This window comes from Aquimarina spongiae, from assembly GCF_900141785.1.
GTDB classification, from domain to species: domain Bacteria; phylum Bacteroidota; class Bacteroidia; order Flavobacteriales; family Flavobacteriaceae; genus Aquimarina; species Aquimarina spongiae.
On record NZ_FQYP01000001.1, the window covers coordinates 734,531 to 755,955 of the forward strand.

The window sequence follows — 21,425 nt, forward strand, 5'->3', positions numbered from 1 at the left end:
TAATACTTTATGTTTATTTTATGATAAAATTAATCCATAGTTTATTTGGTAGTTTTAGTACGACTTACTTTTTTACACCCAAGTGTATGATTCCCAAATGATATTTTGAAACTTATCAATTTTTTAAAGTACTCACTAGTCTCTTGGAATGATTATTGTTTATTTTTGTTCTGAAATGAGCTATCAACGATGATTGGTAAAATCATCGAATGCTATGTATTAATTGATTTTAATATCTGAAAAATGAAAATCACATTACCCCTATTCTTGTTTGTATTTGCGATTAGCGCGGTTTGTCAAGTTCCGAACATCAATGATATTCCTATCACAGATCGTGGTACGGATTATACCTTGATCAACGATTATAAGAATTTGGTGTTTGATCAAAAGAATGCCAAGATTACTTTTGATTTTATCTCCGAAGATACCTCGGGTACTATTGAAGGCTTAGATTTTAAAATCAACTTTAATCCCAACGATACCGATAATGCTTCTTTTAGTGGCACTGCAAAGGTGAGTACGTTGAGTACGGGGAACTTTTTAAGAGACGGACATTTGATGTGGGAGAAGTTTTTTCATAAGCGCAAATACCCTACTATCGCTTTTAAAAGTTCGCAAGTCGTAGATTTTGAAGGAAATACCTTCAAGGTAATTGGAGATGTTACCATCAAAGGGGTAACCAAAGAATTGATCATTACCTTCAAACTAGACGACGAGAAACTATCAGGTACCGCTTCACTGTACACCAGCGATTATGGAGTAAACATTCATGATGAAAGAGAAAAGAACAAATTGAATATTCAATTTCACTTTCCGATAGAACGGTAATATAAAAAACAAAGCTGTTGATCCACAAACCAACAGCTTTATATAATCCATTAGAACGTATCTTTTTAGATCTTGTTTCCGTGGATATCGATCTCGGTAGTGACCTTATTTAATTTTTTCACTTCTTCAAATTGGGTAGCCTTATCCCCTACAACCACATAGATCATTTTATTCTCTTGGATATATTGATCAATAATGGTTTTAAAATCTGCTTCATTCATATTCACAAGCTCTTTCTGATCTTCCTCAATAAATGACGCCGGTTTATCATACTTGCTCATTTGTCTCAAAATAAAGAGTTTATCTCCCAAACCTTCATAATCTCTTGTACTACCTTTCAGTAGTTTAGTTTTTGTAGTTTCCGCATCTTGCTCGTTAAAGTCTTTACTATAATTGGCCAACATCCCTTCTATAATCTGCAACGAAGGTAACGTAGCATTAGACCGTACACTGGTTACCACAATAAATGGCGCAATATTCTTCAAAGGTCTTATTAAGGACTGTGCCCCATAAGTATATCCTTTTTCAATGCGTAAGGTTTGAAACAGTCTACCGCTGGAGCCTCCGCCTAATATTTCATTAGCATAATTCAGATTGTTAAAATTCGCATCTGTGGCTGGTATCGCTAACTGGCCAGCAAAAATTACAGACTGTTTAGCCCCTGGAACATCAATAAAATACAATTGATTTTCAGTATCTTTTGCAGTAATTTGAATTTCTGGAATCGCTACTCCTTCAGTATTCCAATTGCTAGCTATTGAGGATAATGCTTGCTCTACTCTATTTTGAGGAACATTTCCTGCGATATGAAATCTACTTCCTTTAGAAGAAAGTTTGTTATAGTGCTCTTTGATATCATCTAGTGTAATTTGAGATACTGTTTCTTGCGTACCTGAGTTTGGTAACCCTAATATATTCTGATCTCCATACATCAACTTATTAAAATTGATAGAGGCAATAGCTTGTGGACTAGCTTCTCTACCTTTTAACTGTGTTTCCAGAGCTTGTTTAAGTCTTGTATATTCCTTTTCATCCCAACGCGGTTGTAATAAAATTTCTTCCACGAGAGCTAGAGTAGCTTCAAAATTCTTTGATAAGCAAGAGGCAGAAATCACGATTTCCTCGGTAACACTGGACACATTGATATTAGCTCCTAGCAACCCAATAGCTTCTTCCAATTCAGCAGCCGTCTTGTTTGCTGTTCCTTGCATCATCATACTTGCCATAAAATTGGATATTCCTGCTTTATCCATAGGATCCAATAAATGACCTCCTGGTATGGTAATATCAAAACGTACTAATGGTAATTCATTATTTTCTATACCATATAGCTTGATCCCATTAGCCAACTCACCAGTCCATACGTCTGGCGATTTAATAAGTGGCAACTCACCAAACGGAGGTTCACTTCGGTCATGTTTTGATGGGGTTTTCTCATACACGGCTTCTTCTCCCTGACCTACTTCTTCATTGGCTACACCAATTTTTACTTCTTCGATCCATACTTTAGCTTCTGCTGCTTCTGCTATTGCCAAGTCAGGCTGAGTTTTTGGCACTATACTCGTCATTACGTAATGCTTGTCTTTTATGTATTTATTATAGACACGCATAATGTCTTCTCTGGTAACCGCATTCGTCAATTTTGCGGCTTCCGTTATAAAACTAGGATCTCCTTTGAACTCATTATCACTAACCAATTGAAACGCCTTATTTAGCACCGTACTTACCCCTTGATATAAATCAGTTTCTAGTTCTGCCTTAATGCGTTTCAATTCGTTATCTGAAAAACCATCTTTTTCAAAACGAACAAGAGCATCATCTATTCCTGTTTTTACACTATCCAGATCAACGCCAGCGTTAGCTCGAACTCTAAATTGAAATTCCCCTGCTAATTCACTAGAATTTTGAAAAGTAACCGCGTTTGGCGCCAATTTCTTTTCTTCTACAAGTACCTTATACAAAGGTGATTTTTTACTTCTACTTAATAACTCACCCAAAATATCTAAAGCATAGCTATCTTCATGATACTGTTCAACAGTTGGAAACACCATCCTAAGCTCCGGTAGTTTGGCAAAATTATCCAAGAAATATAGCGACTTTGTTTCTTGAAGGGTAACGGGTTTCGGATCTATTGGTGCTACATCTGGTCCTTTCCTAATCTCTCCAAACCATTTCTCCACCAACTTTTTCGTTTCTTCTACGTCTATATCTCCTGCAATTACTAAAGAAGCATTGCTAGCTCCATAAAACTTTTCATAAAATTCTTTTACATCATCTAAGGTGGCAGATTGTAAATCCGGTAGTGACCCTATAACTGTCCAACTGTAAGGGTGACCTTCTGGGTATAGGTTTTTACGAATGATTTCATCGGTATATCCATAAGGTGCATTATCAACACGCTGTCGTTTTTCATTTTTCACTACTTGTTTTTCTCTTTCTAAAGCAGCTTCGGTAACGGTATTGATCATATATCCAAAACGATCAGAATCAATCCATAAGATCTTTTCAAAAGCATCTTTTGGTACTACTTCATAATAGATGGTACCATCTGTCCAGGTACCTCCATTTCGGCTTCCTCCCCACTCTGGGATCAATTTACGATTGGCTCCTACCGGCGCATTTTCAGAATCATTAAAGGACATATGCTCAAAGAAATGGGCAAAACCTGTTTTACCTGTTTTTTCTCTATTCGAACCTACATGCATTAAAGTAGCAACTGCAATAATGGGATCACTATGATCCTCGTGGAGAATCACTTCTAAACCATTATCAAGAACGAACTTTTCGTAATCGATCTTAAATTCTGCACTAGTTTCTTTTGCTTGATCTGTACTTTTCTCATTTTGAGAACATGAGACTAGCATAATACATATAATGAAGTATGTTATGCTTTGTGTTTTAAAAGACATTTGTATAAAGTTTAATTGACTAATGAAATATTGTTGATACCTCCAAAAATAGGAAAACCATGCATTTATTTTCTTAAAGCAATTATAAAGGCAGAAAAATTACCGTGGTGTGTTAACGAAAAAGGAATGTCGTCTAACTGATCCTTGATCTTGACATACGGAATCCCATTGTCTTTTTTGATCAGGATAATATCATTAGACGTAACGGAACATATTTGTGAGATATAATTTTTTAGTTCCTCCTTCACCGAAACACCTTGATTCACGATTTGAGTAAAGTAAGCTTGCTGATCTGTGGTAGCTATAGAATATACTGCACCTCGTGATACTGATGTGTTCGTATGATATATATACCCATTAATTCCAACAGTTTCTCCCTGACATTGATACCACCTAGGGTTAAATCTTGGTGCTAAAGAAAAGCGTCTTTGATGTGCTTTATATGCAGCCTCTTTTTTACTCCATAATTTCCAGACTTCCAGTTCCGAGTCAGCAGTATTCAAAATGTGATATTGCTCATCCTCGGTGAATAGCTTTTCTAGCCATCCTTTGCGTAGCCAATTGCTTTGTGTTTTGGCCAAATGGAGATCAACAATATCGTTTCCTATCATTTACTGGCTAGTTTACTTTCTATTACCGCAATGGAGTCCTTTACCGTAATCATTTTCTCCATAGCTTCATTATCTATTTCGATGTCAAACTCATCTTCGACATCCAAAACTACATCCACCAGATTTGCCGAATTGATCTCTAAATCTTTAATAAAATCGGTATCCTCATGTAGTGCTTCCAAACCTTCCTGATTTTGAACGTATGGGGTAATAATGGTCTTCAGTTTAGCTAATAATTCTTCTTTTGTCATAAAATTGTATTTGGGTAATGAACCCATTTAAGTACTATATTTTTTAAAGATAACACATGCATTGACATCTCCAAATCCAAAACTGGCTTTGGCAACAATATTTGGTGTTATTTTGAGGGTTTTGGTAGGAACAGATTGATGATCAATAAGCTCAGCAATCTCCGGATGCAAATCATCACAATTTAAATTACCAAAAACATATCCATGATGCAATTGAAGGACCGTGGCCACACTTTCTATACTCCCTGATGCGGCCAGACAATGCCCAACCATGCTTTTTAACGAGTTGATATAGGGAAAGTTCTTTCCAGACCTATCCAAAGCCTTAGTCCAATTATAGATTTCGGTAACATCTTTGGTGGTAGCCGTGAGGTGGCCATTAATGGCATCTATTTCTCCCGGATTTACTCCAGATTGCTCTAAAGCTTTACCAATACAATGCTGTACGGCTTCACTATTGGGTGCGGTCATACTCCCCTCCTTGCGTTGTCCACCACTGTTAACATGACCTCCCAAAATCTCGGCATAAATCTTAGCGCCTCTTTTTTGAGCACTTTCCAAACTCTCTATCACCAATGCTCCTGCTCCACTTCCTGGCACAAAACCACTTGCGGTAGCGCTCATTGGTCGTGAGGCTTGCGTAGGATCATCGTTGTATTTGTAGGGTAAGATGCGCATCGCATCAAAACCGCCCCATACATAAGGTCCACTATCGCTGGTACTCCCGGCAAGAATGATATCGGCTTTGCCCATCATTATTCGATCATAGGCCATCAAAATAGCCTCCGTTCCTGTACTACAAGCCGAAGAATTGGTAGTGACCACATTACCACAGCCTAACATCCCTCCTAACCAAGCACTTATTCCACTCGCCATGGTTTGTATCACGGTGGTACTCCCCAAGCGTCTTACTTTGCCTTCATCAACCTTGTAGATGGCATCTCGAAATTTATCTACGCCCAGAATTCCTGTTCCAAAAATTACACCCATATTCCATCGGGGTGCATCATCGGCATCGGGTAAGGATAATTTGGCATCTTTCCACGCATCCAGCCCGGCAATCACTCCGTATTCCATACCAGAAGCTTCTAATCCCTTTTGTTGTAATTGACTAAAGTAATTATTTAAATAATCATCGCTATAATTCGGTCTTCCAGCAATTTGACAAGAAAATCTTAATTGATTTAATTCTTCGTGATGTGCAATACCACTTGTGCCATTTTGTATGGCAGTATCAAATTCTGAAACGTTCATTCCATTTGGAGCAACAACTCCTAATCCGGTAATTACAACACGTTTTTTATTCGACATGGGCTCCTTGGATTATGGAAACGATTTTTTGTATTCCTTGTTTCGCTTCGGGCATTACAGGTAATATCGGCCATACATGTGGCATTCCCTTTCCCTCAATAACTTCTATTTGGGTGTTCGTTTCTTTTACTTTTTCGATAAATATTAACTGATCTGGAGTCAATATGTCATCCGTAGCACTAAACACATGTATTGGAGGTAAACCTGACAGTTCTCCATACAAAGGAGAAATTAGAGGATCTTCAAGTGATAAGTGCCCTACGCACATTTCGTTGGCTGATCGTACTCCGTTGATGCTTAAAATAGGGTCTATTAAATCGATCTTTACAATATCAGGATTAGTGACGCCTGCATCTACTACTGGAGTAATCGGTATGATTCGATTAGGTAAAGGCTTACTTTCTTTTACTAGACGCTGCGCCAAGGTAATGATCAAACTCCCCCCTGCAGAATCTCCTAGAAGAATGATTTTGGAAGGATCATAGAGCTTAGTAGCTTCTTGATAAACTTGATATACATTTTCTGTAATCAAATCAATGGTATGTTCTGGTGCTTTAGGATAATCAATCATCCAGGCTTCAGAATGCGTTTGCTTGGAGAGTTTATTTAAAAACACCCAATTTTCTCGGGTAGGTCCATAAACAAAGGCTCCCCCATGGCAATAGATCAGTAAAACTCCAGAATTCTTCTTCTTAGGATGGAGCTTGGTAACTTTACCTCTATCGATTTGTTTACTTTCCGAAGAAGACCCTGACAGTAGTAATTTACCAGGTGCATGAATATCTTTTTTGCGTTTTGCGATATAATCTATGGGATCTTTGGACCAGGATTTCTTTTCCCCTGTTAGTTTTAAGAATAATTTTACCAATCGATATCCTAAACTCATACGCTATCTTTTTTGAATGAAACTCCCGAAATCACTCCTTTAGCTATCACCTGATTATCCAGATTATACATAGCCACATTGCATTTTAGCTTTTGAAATCGGAAATACACCTTTTCTGAAACCACAATCACTTTTTCTCCAGGGAAAACAGGTTTATAGAAGTTCATTTCATTACTCGTCATGGCCACGGCGATTTCATCTTTGCTCCAATTATCACCCAACAAATGAATCCCGAAACAGGCCATCCCGATCTGCGCCATGCATTCGGTAAGAATTACCCCAGGGGTAACAGGATTGTCTTTAAAATGGCCTTCGTAGAAATATTCATCCTTCTTAAAGGTATACGCTCCTTTGATATGATCATCATCGAGCTCTAAAATCTCGTCGACAAACATAAAAGGTTTGTCATAAGGCAATTCTTTAATAATTTCTTCTCTAATCACTAATTTTCTTTTAAAATGCGCATTCCGTTGGCAAAGGCTCCTGGTTTTCTACAGCACTAGCAAATTCTTTATCCAAATTGGCTTTTTCAAAACCACCGGTAACGGTCCCTTTGTACACTAAGCTACCATAACCACTGGTATTCATATGCGCTCGTACATAAACAGATTGATCCTTGCTAATATTCACTGCACCTCCAGATCGAACAAAAGGTTGTTCATTCACATGACTATGCGCCAAAACCCTACGATATATCAAGGTTTCATCTTCAGAAATCACCTCCCACCAATCTGCATACTGATTACAACCCGTATCTGGACTCTTGATCCCTACACTAAAAGTATATTGATTTTCTTGTCCACTCACAGCAACGCTTACAATCTCTGCCAAAGCGTTTTCATCTATAACTGGATTATCAGTTTGTGTCGTTTCGTTATCATCATTACATGCCATCAGGTAGATCAATAAAGGAAATCCTAAAATGAATATCTTTTTCATAAGTGTGATTTTTAGTCCCATAGTCCAAAATCATATTAGTGATTTAAAGTACTAGTTTTTGTAGCGCTAGCGTTGCTATTTAACTTATTTTTAGTCTTTGTTGTTTAGGATAGATGTTCTCCTCCATTAACGGGAATTATACATCCATTAATCCAGGACGCCTCATCACGACATAGTAAATACACCGCATTGGCCACATCGTCGGGCTGTGTTAATCGATCAAAGGGATTACGTTGTATACTGTGAGAAATAATATCTTCGTGCCCAGGTATCATACGTAAGGATTTGGTATCTACCGCTCCGGGTTGTAGACAGTTGGCCCGAATCCCGTAAGGAGCAAATTCTAGCGCGATACTTCGCGTAATAGCCTCTAGTGTTACTTTGGCTGCAGAAACGGCCGCATAATTCTTCCAAGCTTTGGTATTCCCCTCACTGGTAAAGGAAATAATTCGAGTATCCTCTGCAAAAATTTGAACATCAAAACAAGCTTTCACCCAATCGTAAAGGCTGATTCCCATGGCATTGATCGTTAATCTGAAATCATCGTTCTGTAAAGTATATTCGGCAGCATTCATAGGTTTCAAGTTCCCTTTGGCAATACTATGAATCAGTGTTTTTATTTTGCCATTTTGGATACGTTCTTTGATCTTAACAACAACTTCCTCTCGCTTTTCTGGTTTTAATAGATCTACATTAAAAGCCTTAAACTGCACATTTTCTTTCTGAATCGTCTCAAAACCAGCCTCAATTTGCTGCTGTTCGCTTCGGCTATTACGATGCACGATAATGATATTCATCCCATGCCGGGCTAATTTTTGTGCTGTAGCCAATCCGAGCCCAGTACTTCCGCCCAAAATAAGCGCCCAATATCCTTTGTCTTCAAAATCTTTATGCATTTGTAATCTTTGAAGTTATATTAACTGCTATTACCATTCTAATAAAATACGTTGTGCCGAAAATCCAGGACCAAAACTGAGCATCAGTCCTGTCTCTCCTTGTTTTGGATTTCGTTCCATAAAACGCTCCAACACATATAACACCGTGGCGCTACTCATATTTCCGTATTCCTTCAAGACATGTTTGGTATCATCTATATTTTTACCCAAATGCCCAAAAAGCTCTTCTACCGTTTGTACAATCTTCTTTCCGCCCGGATGAAAAATTAAATGATCAACTTCTTCTATAGTAGTGTTGTACTTTTTTAAGAAAGGATGAATGATATCTGGGAAATGCGTAGCAATTTTTGCTGGCACCTCTGGATCCAAGACCATCTGTAATCCACCATTGGTCAGTTTAAATCCCATCATCTTAGAAGCATCATAAAAATGATACATCTCATCGCCAATAATTTTTGGTCCGTTTGCGTCGTCCTCTGAAGAAAGTAAAGCACAAGCAGCTCCATCTCCAAAAATGGCAGCACTTACCATATTGGTCATGCTAAAATCGTTTAATTGAAAGGTAGCCGTAGGCGATTCGATAGCGATTACCGCTGCTCGTTTCCCCGGATTGGCTCTCAAAAAGTTTCTGGCATAGATAATCCCTGACACCCCGGCAGCACATCCCATTTCGGTAACCGGTAAACGAATGATGTCTTGGCGTAGTTTCAGATCATTTATAATATAGGCATCCAGAGACGGAATCATAATCCCTGTGCAACTCACCGTAATGATATAATCCAAAGAGGTAGGATCCCATTCGGCTTGAGTCAATGCCTTTTGCAATACTTCTTTCCCTAACTTCTTTACTTCTCGAACATAGATATCGTTTTTCTCTTCAAAAGAAGTGGCTTGAAACACTTCGTCGATACTCATAATACCATAGCGTCTATCCACGGCAGCATTCTCGAAGATTTTAATCACTTTACGTCTGAAACGATCTTCTTGCCCTGATAACCATTGAGAGACAAAGGGAACAATATCTTTGGTCTCTCTCATAAACTGTGGCAATTGCTTGGTAACTGTTGTAATCCTTACACTCAACTTTCCTTACTTTTAATTATTATTTTGGGTGTTTACTATCCATTTATATCGAAATGCCCATTTCCAACCGATATCAGAATTAGATGTCGATAGTTGTTTTGCATATTCATTTAATTCTAATTTGGTAAATCCTCTTTTTATGGATACCAATCCATCATTTTTGGCAATATGACCTTTGATAAAGAAAAAACTAAATACCTTAAAAAGGTAATATGCCAATGCACTTCGATGCAGATCATTGATCACAACGCCAATAGCAGCTAACGCGATACTATTCTCCATACATTTTACGATCTCATCACAAGAAAGATGATGTAATGTAAGGGTACAGATCACAATATCGCACGAAAAATCAGTAGCATCCAAAGTGATGATGTCCTTTTTAGCAAATTGTATTTCAGGATACGCTGTACTTAACGCTTTGGCTTGGTCCAAGCCCATCTCATTAAGATCAACACCAATAAACTTCCCTTTCCATCCTTTTTTTCTGAAATCATCTGCCAGTTGTCTCAGCATATCTCCATTACCACACCCCAAATCCAAAATGGTATACTCCTGTTCTTTATCTCGGTCTTTTAACAGATTTCTAACTGCTTTTATGGTGATCTCATTGCCTCCCAACCAACGATTTACCCTAGCAATATCCGCTAAAGCTACTTGTAGATCTGTTTCCTTAACATCAGGCTGATCCATCAATTCTTCTTCATTGCTTCTATGTGTTAAGTCCACTAACATATTATCGGAGATCCATGAGTTTGTTTTATGATTCGAGGCACGATAGAAGGGATTACAGAAGCTATTCCATACGAAACCTGCTGTAAATTTGAATTGAGTAACACCCGCTGTAGCATTCTACCCATATACAATCTACGGGAAAATAGAGATTGCCATTGTTGCTCGTATTGTTTTTCTAGTAATAATCGGGTATTATTAGAGCGTTTATGATCACTTTTGATCAATAATTCTGCTAATATTCGTGCACTTTGTATGGCCATTGCCATCCCGTTACCACATAACGGATGAATAAGCCCTGCAGCATCTCCTGCCATAAAAATATGCTGCTCTACAGGTTTTTTCTTGGCAAAATTAACCTGAGCTATCGTAATAGGCTTTTCAAACATAGGTGTTGCCTCTGCAAAAAAAGCTCGTAAATATGGATTCTTGTTTAGGACTTTTTCCTGAAAGGCTTCTACATCTCGATACTTTTTAAAACTCTGATAGGATGCCAAATAACATGCATTAACTGTTTCATTTTCTACCATAGATAGCCCGCAATAGCCTCCGTCAAAATTATGTAAAGCTACGGTTTGCGGATCAAACGAAGCTTTGTAATGCATTTTTACGGCTAGCCAAGAAGATTCATTGGTGCTCCATTTTCTATCCAATGTACCATCCAGTGATGAGCGTTTCCCGTAGGCTCCAATAACAAAATCGGATGTAAATACTGCTCCATTTTGGGTAAACACTTCAAACAGATGCTCTGTAAATTGTACATTGGTTACTATATCGGTAACCAAAGTAACTCCTAACTGTTCTGCTTTTTGCCATAAATAATGATCCAAAGTATATCGGCTAATCCCAAAACCACCTAGCGGTAATTGACTACGGATAAGGTTCCCTTTTTGAGTAGAAATGACAAATTTCGAAATATCGACGGGATGCAAATGAGCTAATTCGAGGTCTAACTCTTTAAAATAAGGAACAACTTCGTTGGAGATGTATTCCCCGCATACTTTATGTCTGGGATAGGTATCTTTCTCTATTAAAAGCACTTGCACTTTTTGTTTTGCAAGATGAATAGCACTAACTAGTCCAGCTAACCCTCCCCCTATAATAAGTACGCGTGAATGCTTATTCATCACATCAAGATACATAAAATTTAAGCATAAAAAAACCCCGACTTGATAGTCGGGGTGATTGTGATTTTATTACAATAATGCTTATTGTTTTACTTGTTGCTGAGCATCTCTCTTCATCTTCTCGTTGGCGACAATACCCAACTCTACTCTTCTGTTCTTTGCTCTACCTTCTGCAGTTGCATTGTCATACTTTGGCAAGGTTTCTCCGTGTGCATAGGTAGTCAAACGACTTGCACTAATTCCTTGAGCAACCAAGTAGTTGGTTACCGCATCAGCTCTGTTTTTAGACAGTGTCATGTTATAGCTATCATTACCTGTACTATCGGTATGACCTTCAACAATAATATTCGTATCCGGATATTCTTTAAAGATTCCAGCTAACTTATTAAGGTTTGTTTTGGACTTGGCATTTAGGTCGTACTTGTTTGTAGCAAAATACACCCCACTATTTTCATCAAATACAACATCGATCCCTTCACCAACTCGGGTTACTTCTGCCCCTGGAATTTCAGATTCAATTTTCTGTGCTTGTTTATCCATTTGCTTACCGATCACACCTCCGGCTACACCTCCTACTACACCACCGATTACTGCTCCTAGTGCAGAGTTTTTCTTCTTCACATTGTTACCAATGATTCCACCAATAACGGCTCCCGCAGCAGTACCAATAACTGCTCCTTTTTGTGTGTTATTTGCATTTTGCACAGCTTCACAACTTACAAGCATGGTTGCTGCAGTTAGAATAACACCTATTTTTTTAAGATTTGTCTTCATCATTTAATGATTTGAGTTATTGAAGTTTATTAAAGTTCATCGTAATTACAAAAGGCTTTCCTTCTAGACTTACTGTCATTGCCCAAGACATAGTTGCATCATCCAAATGCTGTAAAGCCATTCTATATCCTGCATTGTTATTGGTACTTTTCTTTTTCTCATTAATAGGTTTGAATAAGAAATAATATGTACCATCCGCCTCAGGCTTCGGAATAGTAAACCTAAAGTTTCTTGCTCCTGTAGAAGTACAACTACTTTGATTCACTTCGTACTTACCTGTGTTATTATTTGGAATAAATTTCCAGGTACTTCCGGTAAAACATTCTGCAGAGGCATCGTTATAAAGGGTAACATCAAAGATTCCATCTCTATCGTAAGAGATTTTATCCAATGACCATTCTCCTTTAAGAGTTTTTTTAGCAGAGATAACGGTTTTTTGCGTTGGGCTACAAGACGCAAAAATTACTACTGCCACTAATAAGATAAGTTTTTTCATTATGTTAGATTTTATTAATATAAAAGTAGCTATAAACGATAACGTTTCCAATATTATTATATTTCAAAATGACATAGGCTCTTCTTCTATCATTTAATAGTACAATTTAGACAAAGGACACAAAAAAAGGATAAACGTAGCACTACTTTATCCCTTTATAAAATATTTAACTTTTCCTTTATACCTCTTGTTTCGGAACTCTAAATAATAAGATAAGTCCAACGGCAAAAAACAGAATCAAAAACAAGATAGAATATCTGATACTCCCTGTTAATTGCGCTATCAATCCATACGAAAACATACCGATTACAATCCCAATCTTTTCTGAAACGTCATAAAAACTAAAATAAGAAGTGGTATCTACAGCATCTTTTGGCAAGAACTTAGAATAGGTAGATCTAGAAAGTGCTTGTATCCCTCCCATCACCATACCAACAATTGCTGCTGCTATGTAAAATTGCATAGGAGTAGTAATTGTATACGCATAAATACAAATTGCGATCCAGATAAAATTAATCACTATAATGGTCTTGATATTTCCAAACTTTGCTGAAGCTTTGGAAGTTAAGAACGCTCCCAATACCGCTACCAATTGAATGAGTAGAATACTTATGATAAGTCCGGTTGTTGCATTTTGCTCTCCCCAGTCCAATTCTTCAATACCAAAATAGGTAGCAATCAGCATGATTGTTTGTACAGCCATACTGTACACAAAAAAGGCAGTGAGATATCTTCTAAGTCTCAAATCACTCTTAAGAGCATTCCAGATCATTTTTAATTCTTTAAATCCATTAAAAACAACCGATTTTGTAAGTTCAGCTTTCTTGTTTCCTTTTGGCAAATAATAGTAAGTGTACTGACTAAAAACAATCCACCACACTCCTACCATAACAAAGGATAGTCTTGTTGGGAAACCTTCATCTTCAAAACCGAACCACTCATATTTCAAAATCATGATCAAATTAATGATCAACAACAGTACACTTCCTATGTATCCCAAAGAATATCCTTTTGCGCTTATAGCATCCTGTTGTTCGGGGTAAGCGATATCCGGTAAATACGAATTGTAAAATACCAAACTTGCCCAAAAACCAATCAATGCCAGATAATAGCACAACAATCCAAACCATAGATCTTCTAGAGAAAACCAATACAAGCCTATACATGATACTGCTCCCAGGTAACAAAAGAACTTTAAGAAATTCTTTTTGTTCCCTACATAATCTGCTATACCAGATAAAAGTGGACTGATCAATGACACCGTAAGAAAGGCTAATGCCGTTACATAGCTTATCAAGGAATCATTATTAAAATCTATACCTAGAAAGCGAACAGTATCACTAATGATGTTGTCTTCATCATCTCGTACTATGGTTAGTGCTCCCCAAAAGATGGGAAAGATGGCTGAAGATATGGTAAGATTGTAAACCGAATTTGCCCAGTCATAAAAAGCCCAGGCGTTAAGTAATTTCTTGTGTCCTTTGGGTAGTGATTTGCTCATATACTATAAAAAAACTGTTCTGAAAAGGTTCAGAACAGCTCCTAAAATAAGTATAATCTTTGTAAGTTGGTGTACTTAACAATTATTTAAACGTGGTTACCCCAAATTTTTTGGCTTCAGCTCTAGCGGCTGGAGCCCATGCGGTAAGGTTCGCAATACGTGTATCACTAGAAGGGTGCGTACTCATAAATTCTGGTGGTGCTTGTCCTCCACTATTGGCTTTCATACGCCTCCAAAGATTTGCTGCTTCGTCTGGATTATATCCGGCAATGGCCATCAATTGTATTCCTATGCGATCTGCTTCTGTCTCATGACTTCTGCTAAAAGGAAGCATCACACCAAACTGACTACCTAACCCAAAAGCTGTACCTACGATTTGCTGTGTTTGGCTGTCCTTTCCACTTACCGCTACCGCTGTGGCAGCGCCTGCTACTTGCTGTAACTGCCCTGCACTCATACGTTGTTGACCGTGATTAGCCAATGCATGAGCTACTTCGTGTCCCATTATCGCTGCGATACCAGTTTCACCCTTAGCAATAGGAAGAATTCCTGTATAGAACACTATTTTTCCTCCGGGCATACACCATGCATTAACGGTTTTATCATCTACCAGGTTATATTCCCATTGATAATCTTTTAAATACCCTGCATAACCGTTGGCATTTAACCATCGTTCTGAAGCTTTTGCTATTCTTTGTCCTACTCGCTTAATCATTTCTGCATCAGAAGTACCTTTTACCACCTTATTTTCACCCAAAAACTGATTGTATTGTTGAAAAGCCATGGGCAATATTTGCGAATTTGGCACCAAGGCAAGTGTCTTCTTACCGGTAAAAGGGTTTGTCGCACAAGACAAAAACAACAGTATTGTGCCTAAAAAAACTATAGATTTTCTAGTATTCATGATTTGTACAATTTTGAAAGATAAAATTACGAAAATCTCTACTCTCCACTTTACATATCCTTATATTTTTATTGCATTCCTTCGATAAAAGTATTAATCTATCGTTGAGATACACTTTTTGACGAGCATACAATCTATTTTTTGCATTTTCACTCAAAACAAAATATCACTTTTATACAACTCCATTAAGGTTTTACCACAATCAAAATCCGCTAAAATACGGTTTAACAAAAGTGTATTAACTTATTTATTTACAGGTATTTAATTGCATTTTTTTAAGTGTTTTACTCCTTTAACTTTCCGTGATTTACACATTTCAAAAACCGCTTTTTGACTCCCAAAATATCCATACATCTTATAGAAATTTGAACTATCCAAATGGTGCACAATTTGGGGTACAACAGAATTTCAGTATTAACATTTAATGAATTGTATTATGAGTTTATATCAAGAAGTATATCATGGAGAGTCTTTTAGTGAAGAAGACTTTTATGATGCAGTCCGCTACATTTTTCAACCAGAAATAGGAGAATCTACTACAGAAGAGATCGATGATTTTTTGATTGAAACGGTAAGTGAAATGACTCCTGAACAAGCAGAAAGTTTTTGGAAGAAAATCGGAAACTTTGCCAAAAAAGTAGGATCAGGTGCATTAAAAGTTGTCTCCAAAGTTGCTCAGCCCGTAGGTACTGCGGTAGGTGCAGCTTATGGTGTGCCACAATTGGGGGGAATGATTGGTGGACTAGCCGGAAATCTAGCAGGTGCAGGATCTAAGGCACTAGACCGAATTCCTGATTTTAAAACCCGCCGTAGACGAAGAAGAACATCTCCTCGAAGAAACAGAAGTTCCTACCGAAGAAGATCAAGAAGAAATCCAGAATTGAGAAATGCATGGAGACAAACTAGAAGAACCCTGGGAAGAGCTGGAAAACATGCACTTAGAGCTGCAAACCGATACGCCGCTCAAAACCCTGTTAGACCAAGGTATAGAGAGGATATAGAATCGTTTGAAGACAATACTCCAGCAGCACTATCTAATGTAGTCAATAGCCCTGGTTTTCAAGCCTTGTTGTTCGGAAGAACCAATGGTAACATTCCAACAGAAAATATCACAGAAAGCGATTACGATTTTCTAGAAGCTGTTGAGGCGATCAACTATCTAACAGAAGGTATCATTGCAGAATACTATGAAAATGATTTGTTAGAGGATGACGAATATCTTGTTGATGATTATGGAGAACTGGTAATCAATCACCCAGAAGAGCGAGAAGAAAGAATCGAAGCACTAATCGAGGAATATAGTGCCTAATCGTTAACCATAAATCCCTGGGAAAATGAATCCAATGATTGCTTTTCTAAAAAAACAAAAGCCTGAATGGGAAGAGTATTTGAATATGATAGAAATGATGAATGCAGAGCATTCTGATATCGATGAAGATGATGAAGATACACTTTCTGAAACCGCAGCCTCCAACAATACACATAAGGCGTACAAAAACAAGATCATCAAACTTAAAAAAACGCAAAACAAGCTGCTCCATATGATCGAAGATCTAAAAGCAGAATTAGAAGACGAGCAAGAGCTCACTGAAGATCTTGCAGAAGCTTTGGGCGCATGCCCAGAATGTTTTGGCGAAGATGATATGTGCTCCTACTGCAAAGGAGAAGGGTTACCAGGATTTTTTGTACCAGATTTTACGCAATACAACCGATTTGTAGCACCAGCTAACAAAAAATTCAGTAAGCATTACCGAATTAGAAATTAATAACTCAAATTTTTAAAATTATGTACACAATAGAAGATTATTATGACCTAGAAGATAATATCTTAATAGAAGATCTCCTTGATGACGATTTACTCGAGGATGATTATTACGATGAAGATCTTCTTGAAGATGACCTGTTAGATGACGATCTGTTAGAGGACGATTACGACCTCTTGGGAGAGGATTTTGACGAAGACTTTGACGAGCGACGTAGACGAGGACGTAGAGGAAGACGAGGTCGACGAGGGTTTAGAGGAAGAAGAAGAAGAATTCGACCTAGACACCCTAGAAGAACAAAACGTAGATCTAACTACGGAAAAAGCGTGAGATCACCACGATCTAATAGTAGTGTGGTCTCTAAGAGCGAATTCAAAAAATCGTTGGATGCCATTTCTAAAGACGTGAATTCTTTAAAGAAAAGTTCTTTAATCAATGGTAAAGCAATCAAATCACTTGATGGTAAATATACCGATGTAGTAAGCAACTTATCCAGAAAAGATAAAAACCAAACCAAAGTTTTAAAGAATATGCAAACCATGAGTATGCTAGGTTCTTTACTAAACAAACCAAAGTTTGATGAATCGAATCTGGAAATCAGATCCAATGATACCGGACCTGATACTATCGTAGAAAAATCAGATAACAAAACCGTAAAGTTTGATCAAACAATGAGTTTGTTATTACCAATGATGACTACAATGGGAGATGCAAGCACTGGTAAATCATCAAGTAGCGATATGATGTTACCCTTAGTACTATTAATGAGCCAAAAAGACGGAGACAGCAGTGATGACAGTCTTTTGCCTTTGGTAATGCTCATGACAATGAACAAATAATTTCTAACGTATAAGGGACTTGCTTTAAGTAATTCTACAATCAAGTCCCTTTTTAAAAAACTTATAACAATGGAAAATAGTTTATTGACAGGGTTTCTCTTTCCTAAAATAATCGCTGAGAACTACAATCTGGAGGATCAAAATAATTTTATCATCACTTCTTTTTTGATTGACAAGATGAGTGATAATAAAAGTTTCTCTATGATGTTTCAGTTGCTTACTGCAAAAAATGCAGAGACCAAAAAAGAGGAGCCTACGCTTGTAGTCACTAATCCAACGATAGACGTTCCTGCAGATCCACCAAAGGATGAAACTCCAGATCCTTCTGAAGATAAACCTAAGGAGGATGAGCCCAAGGACGATCAGCCAAAAGATGATCAGCCTATAGCTGGAGATGATACGACCAATGAAGATGTAAAGAAGACCGTCGTTGCCAAGTTGGATACTATTAATTCCTCTATCAACAAGAAGTTTTCTGAGATTAGAGGTCATGTAGAACCCATCAAAACGGTACATACAGAGGTAACCGAATTAAAGGGGTATATCACAAAACCAAAAGATACTTTTGAAAACCAGGAGATTGCTGCAGTGTTTGACGCAAAGGGTATTGATGTAAAGGAGTTTAGAAATTCGATGTATGTAGATTACATTAATGATGTGATAGAGGAGATCAAAAGTGATAAGTTTAAAACTAATCTTGAGAAAATTAGCAAAAGTAATGCAGAATTGGTTAAACCGATCAAAACCAGAGTGACTAAATTTTCTGTATTCTTCGACATAGATTTTCTAAAGAAACTTAAGGAAACTTTTGAGAGTACTTCTGATCTGAGCATGCAGGATATAAGAATTTTTATATCTAATGTGATTTCACCTTTACTAGACTTGGTAAGAGATATCAAATATTTTGATTTTCCTGAAACCGAAACCGAAGTTGCTCCAAAAGCAACTACTCCTAGAGTTACAAAGGCTAGTAAAACCAGTAAAACTAAAGTAACTACATAAAAATGGATCCACGTCTTAAACTTATAGTAAAAGGAAATCCCAACGAAGAGCTGCATTTGTTAATGAGGCTTAAGGATAAAAATGTTATCCCGCCTCATATCAAACTTATCTCTCAATTTGGTGATATCATAAGCTGCAGGATTTTACGAAAATACCTAATGGTAGTGTATGATCATGTGGCTACCCGAAGTCTTAAGGCGCCACAGGTAATTCCATTAAACAATTATAGTTCAGATATAAATGACGCCAGCGAATATTCAAACTTTGCTGGCAAACCTAGAGTAATTTCCAAAAGGAAAAGCAACGTTGTTTTTGGGATCATAGACTTTGGTTTTGATTTTACACATCCAGATTTCTTTGATCCCCTGGGCAACACTCGTTTTGAAAAAATATGGGCACAACCCCTCAAGAATAAAACCCCCAACAAATATGGATATGGTCAAGTATTTACGCAAAAGCAAATCGATCATGCATTAGATACTGCTACCCCCTTTAGGACGCTAGGCTACCATCCTGGACGTGGAGATTTATTAGGAAGAGGGATGCACGGGACTCACGTTTTGGGGATTGCGGCAGCCACAGGAAATGTAGGTAAGAAAGGACACGCTGGCAATAGTCCAATTGTAGCGGTAGATATGGGCTCTAATTACGTAAATGGTTCTGATTTGTCCCTGGGAGATTCAGTAAAGCTGATCGAAGGAATTGACTTTATATTAGAGCAGGCAGGAGATCGTCCTTGCGTGATCAATATGAGTCTGGGAGGTCACGGAGATGCACATACAGGACAGACCCTGGTAGAATTAGCGCTTAATAATGCGTTAAGAGAACGCGCCGGATTTGCCATTGTACAGAGTACAGGCAATTACTTCAAATCCAAATGCCACCATTCTGGTAAACTACTGCAAGATGATGAGAATGAAATCGAATGGATTTTCAAGAAAAGAGATCGTACGCCAAATGAAATGGAAATATGGTATGAGGCAGGAGACGAATTTGCAGTTGAAATCTATAACGATGATGACGAGTACATTGGTGGAACAGAAGCTTTTGAAGACGCTACCTTAAATTTTGACGGTTCCAAAAACGGAATTATTTTCCATCGTAAAAGTGAACCCAATACAGGTAAAAACCATATCAATATCATCCTGGCAGGTAGTCCGGCATCCAAACGATTGGTGGTAAAGATCATAGGATCCAAAATCAAGAACGGCAGATATCATGCCTATATTGAACGAGATGATCGTGGGCAATCGCATTTTCACGAATCTGATGTCAATACCAATCATACGATAGGATCTATTTGTAATGCTCCACTCACCATTACCGTAGGTGCCTATAATCAAGCTAGTCAAGGAAAGGAGCTAATGTCCTTTAGTAGCGCTGGACCCACATTAGATCATAGAACCAAACCTGAAATCGTAGCTCCAGGATCCAAAATCCCGGCGGCACGATCGGCATCAAAGTTTGAAAGCTATGCTTCAGGGATGCTAACCAAAAAGAGTGGATCGAGTATGGCTGCTCCCTTTGTAGCTTCATTGGTCGCCAAAATCCTTGAGCAGTATCCCAAGATCAATATCTATACGCTACGGCATTACTTGCTGAAGTTTTGTAATCCGTATCGAACAGAAAATACCACGGTAAAGAACAAATCAGGACACGGGGTAATTAATGAAAAAAAGTTACTGCTGGATCTAGCCAAAAAGAAAATACAGCATGAGAACACCAAGATATTACGCAAACAGAAATTGGTATAATAACGGGCATCATGAGTATGCCGAGTTAAATACCTCTCATCAGGTAAAGGAAATTCAGGCCTTTTTATTAAAAAAGGGCTATGATCTGGGACATTGGGGAGTAGATGGGGACTTAGGGTCGAAAACAAAAAAGGCCATATATGATTATTTTAGGTCTCATTTTGGCGCTTCTAATCCGACCTCTCCTTCTACTCCATCTCCAGGAGTTAATGCTCCACAAATCGTTCAAACGTTTAGTGAGATCTTTAGAAAGAAAGGATATACCTTTTACAAAGATGAGCTAAAACCCAATATCATCGGAGTGAGAAACTTGGATTCTACCGCCAATCTTTTTAACGATACCATGTATGTGATCTGGAAAGAAAATGGAAGATATCACGCCAAAACCTATCTTATCACCACAGATCCAGGAAGTGCTTTTTTGGGCAAACGTATGATCAATAAAAATGGTACGGCGATTCTCAAGGTGGGACAATACCTCAATACCTATAAATTAGGATTACATAGAGGAAAATATACCGCTCTGGTACAACGAGGTGGAAAGGTAACCGTATATCGAGATAAAAATCAGGATCATAAATTGGATTTTCATGGTGGAAAAGAATACACCGGGTATTTTGGCATCAACATTCACAAAGCTGGCAGAAACTCTATAGATGTAAATAGTTGGTCGGCAGGATGCCAGGTATTTAAAAAGTCCTCGGATTTTGACGAGCTCATCGCTCTTTGTAAAAAGGCGGAGCGTAGATATGGTAAAGGAACATGGTTTACCTATACCCTATTAGAAGCTAGTAAAGGAAAAGTTTTATAAACTCAAGA

General features: G+C 37.8%; 22 protein-coding genes. 7 read left to right on the forward strand and 15 right to left on the reverse strand.

From position 1 onward, the window contains the following. Positions 1-243: 243 nt before the first annotated feature. Positions 244-828 carry a YceI family protein gene (locus BUE24_RS03355; RefSeq protein ID WP_084549378.1) on the forward strand — a complete coding sequence of 195 codons (585 nt, stop codon included), beginning with the start codon at positions 244-246 and terminating at the stop codon, positions 826-828. A 65-nt stretch (positions 829-893) separates the two neighbouring features. On the opposite strand, the gene BUE24_RS03360 is transcribed toward BUE24_RS03355, so the two are convergent. The 15 genes from BUE24_RS03360 to BUE24_RS03430 form a co-directional block, all read right to left on the reverse strand. Continuing rightward, positions 894-3,692: a M16 family metallopeptidase gene (locus BUE24_RS03360; RefSeq protein ID WP_244548108.1), complete on the reverse strand. Its 2,799-nt coding sequence runs from the start codon at positions 3,690-3,692 to the stop codon at positions 894-896. Positions 3,693-3,802: 110 nt separating this feature from the next. After that, positions 3,803-4,348 (reverse strand): 4'-phosphopantetheinyl transferase family protein, encoded by a 546-nt coding sequence (locus BUE24_RS03365; protein ID WP_073313884.1) that lies wholly within the window; start codon positions 4,346-4,348, stop codon positions 3,803-3,805. Further along, positions 4,345-4,599, reverse strand: a complete 255-nt coding sequence (locus BUE24_RS03370; RefSeq protein ID WP_073314444.1) for an acyl carrier protein — start codon at positions 4,597-4,599, stop codon at positions 4,345-4,347. Before BUE24_RS03370 ends, BUE24_RS03365 begins: the two co-directional genes overlap by 4 nt. Before the next feature lie 27 nt (positions 4,600-4,626). Beyond that, on the reverse strand, positions 4,627-5,910 hold the full coding sequence (locus tag BUE24_RS03375) for a beta-ketoacyl-[acyl-carrier-protein] synthase family protein (RefSeq protein WP_073313887.1): 1,284 nt from the start codon (positions 5,908-5,910) through the stop codon (positions 4,627-4,629). Beyond that, on the reverse strand, positions 5,900-6,796 hold the full coding sequence (locus tag BUE24_RS03380; protein WP_073313889.1) for an alpha/beta hydrolase fold domain-containing protein: 897 nt from the start codon (positions 6,794-6,796) through the stop codon (positions 5,900-5,902). Before BUE24_RS03380 ends, BUE24_RS03375 begins: the two co-directional genes overlap by 11 nt. Then, entirely contained in the window at positions 6,793-7,239 is a 447-nt protein-coding gene (locus BUE24_RS03385) for a 3-hydroxyacyl-ACP dehydratase FabZ family protein (protein WP_073313891.1), read from the reverse strand. Before BUE24_RS03385 ends, BUE24_RS03380 begins: the two co-directional genes overlap by 4 nt. 10 nt (positions 7,240-7,249) lie before the next feature. Further along, positions 7,250-7,735 carry a hypothetical protein gene (locus BUE24_RS03390; protein WP_073313893.1) on the reverse strand — a complete coding sequence of 162 codons (486 nt, stop codon included), beginning with the start codon at positions 7,733-7,735 and terminating at the stop codon, positions 7,250-7,252. Between the two features lie 104 nt (positions 7,736-7,839). Further along, complete coding sequence (locus BUE24_RS03395) at positions 7,840-8,631, reverse strand: SDR family oxidoreductase (protein WP_073313894.1); 792 nt, start codon at positions 8,629-8,631, stop codon at positions 7,840-7,842. Positions 8,632-8,661: 30 nt separating this feature from the next. Next, positions 8,662-9,714 carry a type III polyketide synthase gene (locus tag BUE24_RS03400; RefSeq protein WP_073313896.1) on the reverse strand — a complete coding sequence of 351 codons (1,053 nt, stop codon included), beginning with the start codon at positions 9,712-9,714 and terminating at the stop codon, positions 8,662-8,664. A 12-nt stretch (positions 9,715-9,726) separates the two neighbouring features. After that, positions 9,727-10,449, reverse strand: a complete 723-nt coding sequence (locus BUE24_RS03405; protein ID WP_073313898.1) for a methyltransferase domain-containing protein — start codon at positions 10,447-10,449, stop codon at positions 9,727-9,729. Then, on the reverse strand, positions 10,443-11,573 hold the full coding sequence (locus tag BUE24_RS03410) for an NAD(P)/FAD-dependent oxidoreductase (RefSeq protein WP_073314445.1): 1,131 nt from the start codon (positions 11,571-11,573) through the stop codon (positions 10,443-10,445). Before BUE24_RS03410 ends, BUE24_RS03405 begins: the two co-directional genes overlap by 7 nt. Before the next feature lie 81 nt (positions 11,574-11,654). Continuing rightward, positions 11,655-12,347 carry a YiaD family glycine zipper/OmpA-like lipoprotein gene (locus BUE24_RS03415; RefSeq protein WP_073313900.1) on the reverse strand — a complete coding sequence of 231 codons (693 nt, stop codon included), beginning with the start codon at positions 12,345-12,347 and terminating at the stop codon, positions 11,655-11,657. 16 nt (positions 12,348-12,363) lie between these two features. Continuing rightward, positions 12,364-12,843: a lipocalin family protein gene (locus BUE24_RS03420; protein WP_073313902.1), complete on the reverse strand. Its 480-nt coding sequence runs from the start codon at positions 12,841-12,843 to the stop codon at positions 12,364-12,366. Between the two features lie 178 nt (positions 12,844-13,021). Then, positions 13,022-14,344 (reverse strand): MFS transporter, encoded by a 1,323-nt coding sequence (locus tag BUE24_RS03425; protein ID WP_073313904.1) that lies wholly within the window; start codon positions 14,342-14,344, stop codon positions 13,022-13,024. 82 nt (positions 14,345-14,426) lie between these two features. Continuing rightward, positions 14,427-15,248 (reverse strand): M48 family metallopeptidase, encoded by an 822-nt coding sequence (locus BUE24_RS03430; protein WP_073313906.1) that lies wholly within the window; start codon positions 15,246-15,248, stop codon positions 14,427-14,429. Positions 15,249-15,684: 436 nt separating this feature from the next. Between BUE24_RS03430 and BUE24_RS03435 the strand changes: the two genes are divergently transcribed. The 6 genes from BUE24_RS03435 (at position 15,685) to BUE24_RS03460 (ending at position 21,417) form a co-directional block, all read left to right on the forward strand. Beyond that, positions 15,685-16,557: a hypothetical protein gene (locus tag BUE24_RS03435; RefSeq protein ID WP_073313908.1), complete on the forward strand. Its 873-nt coding sequence runs from the start codon at positions 15,685-15,687 to the stop codon at positions 16,555-16,557. Between the two features lie 25 nt (positions 16,558-16,582). Continuing rightward, positions 16,583-17,014, forward strand: a complete 432-nt coding sequence (locus BUE24_RS03440; RefSeq protein ID WP_073313910.1) for a hypothetical protein — start codon at positions 16,583-16,585, stop codon at positions 17,012-17,014. Positions 17,015-17,034: 20 nt separating this feature from the next. Beyond that, complete coding sequence (locus BUE24_RS23820; RefSeq protein WP_073313912.1) at positions 17,035-17,850, forward strand: hypothetical protein; 816 nt, start codon at positions 17,035-17,037, stop codon at positions 17,848-17,850. A gap of 69 nt (positions 17,851-17,919) precedes the next feature. After that, positions 17,920-18,852, forward strand: a complete 933-nt coding sequence (locus BUE24_RS03450) for a hypothetical protein (protein WP_073313914.1) — start codon at positions 17,920-17,922, stop codon at positions 18,850-18,852. A 2-nt stretch (positions 18,853-18,854) separates the two neighbouring features. After that, complete coding sequence (locus BUE24_RS03455; RefSeq protein ID WP_073313916.1) at positions 18,855-20,606, forward strand: S8 family serine peptidase; 1,752 nt, start codon at positions 18,855-18,857, stop codon at positions 20,604-20,606. Further along, positions 20,566-21,417 carry a peptidoglycan-binding domain-containing protein gene (locus BUE24_RS03460; RefSeq protein ID WP_084549379.1) on the forward strand — a complete coding sequence of 284 codons (852 nt, stop codon included), beginning with the start codon at positions 20,566-20,568 and terminating at the stop codon, positions 21,415-21,417. Before BUE24_RS03455 ends, BUE24_RS03460 begins: the two co-directional genes overlap by 41 nt. The last annotated feature ends 8 nt before the right edge of the window (positions 21,418-21,425 follow it).

What these genes read in the sequence shown, in the direction of transcription:
- BUE24_RS03355 (WP_084549378.1), top strand. Translation starts at nt 244, where the DNA reads ATGAAAATCACATTACCCCTATTCTTGTTTGTATTTGCGATTAGCGCG.
- BUE24_RS03360 (WP_244548108.1), bottom strand. Translation starts at nt 3,692, where the DNA reads ATGCTAGTCTCATGTTCTCAAAATGAGAAAAGTACAGATCAAGCAAAA.
- BUE24_RS03365 (WP_073313884.1), bottom strand. Translation starts at nt 4,348, where the DNA reads ATGATAGGAAACGATATTGTTGATCTCCATTTGGCCAAAACACAAAGC.
- BUE24_RS03370 (WP_073314444.1), bottom strand. Translation starts at nt 4,599, where the DNA reads ATGACAAAAGAAGAATTATTAGCTAAACTGAAGACCATTATTACCCCA.
- BUE24_RS03375 (WP_073313887.1), bottom strand. Translation starts at nt 5,910, where the DNA reads ATGTCGAATAAAAAACGTGTTGTAATTACCGGATTAGGAGTTGTTGCT.
- BUE24_RS03380 (WP_073313889.1), bottom strand. Translation starts at nt 6,796, where the DNA reads ATGAGTTTAGGATATCGATTGGTAAAATTATTCTTAAAACTAACAGGG.
- BUE24_RS03390 (WP_073313893.1), bottom strand. Translation starts at nt 7,735, where the DNA reads ATGAAAAAGATATTCATTTTAGGATTTCCTTTATTGATCTACCTGATG.
- BUE24_RS03395 (WP_073313894.1), bottom strand. Translation starts at nt 8,631, where the DNA reads ATGCATAAAGATTTTGAAGACAAAGGATATTGGGCGCTTATTTTGGGC.
- BUE24_RS03405 (WP_073313898.1), bottom strand. Translation starts at nt 10,449, where the DNA reads ATGTTAGTGGACTTAACACATAGAAGCAATGAAGAAGAATTGATGGAT.
- BUE24_RS03410 (WP_073314445.1), bottom strand. Translation starts at nt 11,573, where the DNA reads ATGAATAAGCATTCACGCGTACTTATTATAGGGGGAGGGTTAGCTGGA.
- BUE24_RS03415 (WP_073313900.1), bottom strand. Translation starts at nt 12,347, where the DNA reads ATGAAGACAAATCTTAAAAAAATAGGTGTTATTCTAACTGCAGCAACC.
- BUE24_RS03420 (WP_073313902.1), bottom strand. Translation starts at nt 12,843, where the DNA reads ATGAAAAAACTTATCTTATTAGTGGCAGTAGTAATTTTTGCGTCTTGT.
- BUE24_RS03425 (WP_073313904.1), bottom strand. Translation starts at nt 14,344, where the DNA reads ATGAGCAAATCACTACCCAAAGGACACAAGAAATTACTTAACGCCTGG.
- BUE24_RS03430 (WP_073313906.1), bottom strand. Translation starts at nt 15,248, where the DNA reads ATGAATACTAGAAAATCTATAGTTTTTTTAGGCACAATACTGTTGTTT.
- BUE24_RS03435 (WP_073313908.1), top strand. Translation starts at nt 15,685, where the DNA reads ATGAGTTTATATCAAGAAGTATATCATGGAGAGTCTTTTAGTGAAGAA.
- BUE24_RS03440 (WP_073313910.1), top strand. Translation starts at nt 16,583, where the DNA reads ATGAATCCAATGATTGCTTTTCTAAAAAAACAAAAGCCTGAATGGGAA.
- BUE24_RS23820 (WP_073313912.1), top strand. Translation starts at nt 17,035, where the DNA reads ATGTACACAATAGAAGATTATTATGACCTAGAAGATAATATCTTAATA.
- BUE24_RS03450 (WP_073313914.1), top strand. Translation starts at nt 17,920, where the DNA reads ATGGAAAATAGTTTATTGACAGGGTTTCTCTTTCCTAAAATAATCGCT.
- BUE24_RS03455 (WP_073313916.1), top strand. Translation starts at nt 18,855, where the DNA reads ATGGATCCACGTCTTAAACTTATAGTAAAAGGAAATCCCAACGAAGAG.
- BUE24_RS03460 (WP_084549379.1), top strand. Translation starts at nt 20,566, where the DNA reads ATGAGAACACCAAGATATTACGCAAACAGAAATTGGTATAATAACGGG.